Origin of the sequence: Polaromonas sp. (assembly GCF_030682935.1) — a bacterium.
Lineage (GTDB): Bacteria > Pseudomonadota > Gammaproteobacteria > Burkholderiales > Burkholderiaceae_C > Polaromonas.
The window spans coordinates 1-3,826 of record NZ_JAUXNA010000334.1; the positions used below are offsets into that span (position 1 = coordinate 1).

The window sequence follows — 3,826 nt, forward strand, 5'->3', positions numbered from 1 at the left end:
AGTTGCAGATCAAGGTCAACCCGACCACGGGCGTGATTGAAGACGCACGCTTTAAAACCTACGGTTGCGGCTCAGCCATTGCCTCCAGCTCGCTCGTGACCGAGTGGGTCAAGGGCAAGACGCTCGATGAAGCGGCCAGCATCAAAAACAGCGCCATTGCGGAAGAACTGGCCTTGCCGCCCGTCAAGATTCATTGCTCCATCCTGGCGGAAGACGCCATCAAGGCCGCCGTGAACGACTACAAGCAAAAACACGCCCACTGACGCCTGTGCGCTCGCGCACCCGCACCGATTGCCCTGTTTAACTTTCGAGTGATTTAAATGTCCGTTACCCTCACCGATGCCGCTGCCCGCCACGTGACCCGCAACATCACCAAGCGAGGCAAGGGTGTGGGCGTGCGTCTGGGCGTCAAGACCACAGGCTGCTCGGGCCTGGCCTACAAGCTCGAATATGCTGACGAAATTGCGCCTGAAGACGTGGTGTTCGAAGACAACGGCATCAAGGTGCTGGTCGACCCCAAGAGCATGGCCTATATTGACGGCACAAAACTCGACTTTGTACGCGAAGGCCTGAACGAGGGCTTCAAGTTCATCAACCCCAATGAGCGTGATCGCTGCGGCTGCGGTGAGAGTTTCCGGGTTTGATGGGCGCAATGACCTGATCTGCTGTATCGGCAGCAATGTGGGTGCCCCACGCATATGTAACCATTGAGCCGCCCACACGGAATGTGCTGGCGGCTTTTTCTTGACATGAATCTTCAATCGAACGACTTTGAACTTTTTCGCGTGCCCATGCAGTTTGCGCAGGATTGCGCGCTGTTGTCTGCGCGCTGGAAGGAATTGCAGCGAGAGGCCCATCCCGACAAGTTTGCGGCCCAGGGCGTGGCCGCCCAGCGCATTGCCATGCAATGGTCGGTGCGCATTAACGAGGCCTACCAGCGGCTCAAAGACCCTTTAAAGCGGGCCAGCTATCTGTGCGAGTTGCACGGCGCGCCCATCAATGCCGAGAAAAACACGGCCATGCCGACTGATTTTCTGATGCAGCAAATGCAGTGGCGCGAAGCACTGGATGACGCAAAAACGCTTCATGATTTTGAAGAAATAGCCGTCCAGTCCAATACCAGCGTGCGCGAGCAGCTATTGAAACTAGAGCAATTGCTGGACGTTGCGAGGGACTTTGCGGCTGCAGCACAGCAAGTCAGAAGCCTCATGTTCATCGAGCGTTTTTCCAGTGAGGTCGAGGCCCGAATCGACCAGCTGGAACCATAAATCATCACGAGAAATACGACGAAAAAGCCCTATGGCACTCCTGCAAATATCCGAACCTGGCCAGACGCCAGACCCGCACCAGCGACGCATCGCGATTGGCATTGACCTGGGCACCACACACTCGCTGGTGGCCAGCGTGCGCAACGGCCTGCCCGAGTGCCTGCCTGATGATCAGGGGCGCGTGATTTTGCCCAGCGTGGTGCGCTACCTCGATGCCGAGCGGCGCCAGATCGGATTCGATGCGTTGGCGGCCCAGGTTGAAGACCCGCGCAACACCATCTCCTCGGTCAAGCGGCTGATGGGTCGGGGTGTTCAAGACATTGGCAACCAAGCGCAATTGCCTTACCAGTTGGGCGACAAGCCCGGCATGGTGACGCTGCAAACCATCGCAGGCGAAAAAAGTCCGGTTGAGGTCAGCGCCGAGATTCTCGCCACCCTGCGTTATCGGGCTGAAGACACCTTCAATGACGATGTTTACGGTGCCGTGATCACGGTGCCCGCGTACTTTGATGACGCCCAGCGCCAGGCCACGAAAGATGCTGCGCAGCTGGCCGGCCTCAATGTGCTGCGTCTCATCAATGAGCCCACTGCGGCCGCCATTGCCTACGGGCTGGACAATGCCAGTAAAGGCGTCTTTGCGGTCTACGATCTGGGCGGGGGAACTTTTGATATTTCCATACTGCGTCTGACGCAGGGCGTGTTTGAGGTGGTTTCCACAGGCGGTGATTCCGCGCTCGGCGGCGACGACTACGACAGGGCGCTGGTGGAATGGGTTCTCGCCAGGGCCGGCCTGGCGGCAGACGCCTTGACAGCTTCGGACAAAGCGGCGTTGCAACGGGCGGCGCGGGCCTGCAAGGAAGCACTGTCGGCGGCAGAGTCGGCGCCGTTTTTTGTCCGGTTGGCCAAGACAACGGTTAATTTCGAGATGAAAGCGGCAGATTTTGAAGCTGCGACTGCGCACCTCACCCAGCGCACGCTGGCGGCGGTGCGCAAAGCCTTGCGTGACGCGAAGCTGGCTAAAGACGACGTTGATGGTGCTGTGCTGGTAGGGGGCTCCACGCGCATGCCGCAAGTGCGCAAAGCAGTGGCCAGCTTTTTTGGTCGTGAGCCCCTGACCAACCTCAACCCGGATGAAGTGGTGGCGCTGGGCGCCGCCATTTCCGCCAACCAGCTGGCCGGCAACAGCACCGGAGCGGATTTGCTGCTGCTCGACGTGATCCCGCTCTCGCTGGGTATTGAAACCATGGGGGGGCTGGTCGAGCGCATCGTGCCGCGCAACCAGACCATACCCACGGCCATGGCCCAGGACTTCACCACTTACCAGGACGGACAGACGGCCTTGGCCCTGCATGTGGTGCAGGGCGAGCGCGACCTGGTGGCCGACTGCCGGAGCCTGGCCCGCTTCGAGCTGCGCGGCATCCCTCCGATGGCCGCCGGTGCTGCGCGCATCCGCGTCACCTTTACCGTCGATGCGGATGGTCTGCTCAGCGTTGATGCCAGGGAGCAGGGCAGTGGGGTCGAGGCGCGCATTGACGTCAAGCCTTCCTATGGCCTGTCAGACGACGAGATCGCCCGCATGCTGCAGGACAGCTTTTCTACAGCCCAGCAAGACATGCAGGCACGCGCACTGGCCGAAGCGCAGGTCGATGCGGACCGCATGATCATGGCCACGCAAAGCGCGCTGGCTGCAGACGCAGACCTGCTGAGCACCGACGAGCGGGCGCAGATTGACAGCCTGATCCGCAGCCTGGCCGATGCGCGTGCGCATGGCGATGCGGCCACCATCGAAGCCGCCACCCAGCTACTGGCCAAGGGTACCGAAGCGTTTGCCGCGCAGCGTATGAACCGCGGGATCCGGCAAGCCCTGGCCGGAAAAAACATCGAGGCGGTCTAAACCCCGTTCGCTCCAGCCTCCATAACGTCAGATTGACACCATGCCCATCATCAAAATACTCCCCCATCCCGAATACTGCCCCCAAGGCGCCGAGATTTCGGCGCCTGCGGGTACCTCCATCTGTGAGGCCTTGCTCGACAACAAGATCAACATTGAACATGCCTGCGACATGAGTTGCGCCTGCACGACCTGCCATGTGATTGTTCGGGAAGGGTTCAACTCGCTGAACGAGCTCGAAGAAAGCGAAGAAGACCTGCTGGACCGCGCCTGGGGGCTGGAGCCCAATTCGCGGCTGAGCTGCCAGGCCTTTCTGGCGCAGACGGACGTGACGGTAGAGATCCCGAAATACTCTGTCAACCACGCGAAAGAAGTCCACTGACAGTGGCTTCTCGCGCCAAACCATAATCCCCTTTATGCGTCAAATCTTTCTCGACACTGAGACCACGGGTCTTTCCGCTGAAAACGGCGACCGCATCATTGAAATCGGCTGCGTGGAAATGGTGCGCCGCAAGCTCACCGGCGACAACAAGCATTTCTACCTGAATCCCGAGCGCGACAGCCATGAGGACGCGCTCAAAGTTCACGGCATCAGCAACGAGTTTTTGAAAGACAAGCCCAAGTTTTCGGCTGTAGTCGATGAACTGCTGGACTACCTGCAGGATGC

6 protein-coding genes are annotated in these 3,826 nt (G+C 59.7%); all 6 read left to right on the forward strand.

What is annotated here, in order from left to right:
- Positions 1-263, forward strand: a 263-nt coding sequence (locus Q8K05_RS15470) for an iron-sulfur cluster assembly scaffold protein (RefSeq protein WP_305247515.1), incomplete at its 5' end; no start/stop codon positions are given.
- A 57-nt stretch (positions 264-320) separates the two neighbouring features.
- A complete protein-coding gene (gene iscA, locus Q8K05_RS15475; RefSeq protein WP_305247516.1) occupies positions 321-644 on the forward strand; it encodes an iron-sulfur cluster assembly protein IscA in 324 nt (107 codons plus the stop codon).
- Positions 645-749: 105 nt separating this feature from the next.
- Entirely contained in the window at positions 750-1,268 is a 519-nt protein-coding gene (hscB, locus tag Q8K05_RS15480; RefSeq protein WP_305247517.1) for a Fe-S protein assembly co-chaperone HscB, read from the forward strand.
- 31 nt (positions 1,269-1,299) lie between these two features.
- On the forward strand, positions 1,300-3,162 hold the full coding sequence (gene hscA / locus Q8K05_RS15485) for a Fe-S protein assembly chaperone HscA (protein WP_305247518.1): 1,863 nt from the start codon (positions 1,300-1,302) through the stop codon (positions 3,160-3,162).
- A 40-nt stretch (positions 3,163-3,202) separates the two neighbouring features.
- A complete protein-coding gene (gene fdx / locus Q8K05_RS15490; RefSeq protein ID WP_305247519.1) occupies positions 3,203-3,541 on the forward strand; it encodes an ISC system 2Fe-2S type ferredoxin in 339 nt (112 codons plus the stop codon).
- Between the two features lie 34 nt (positions 3,542-3,575).
- Positions 3,576-3,826 (forward strand): exonuclease domain-containing protein (locus Q8K05_RS15495; RefSeq protein ID WP_305247520.1); only part of this gene is annotated, 251 nt, incomplete at its 3' end.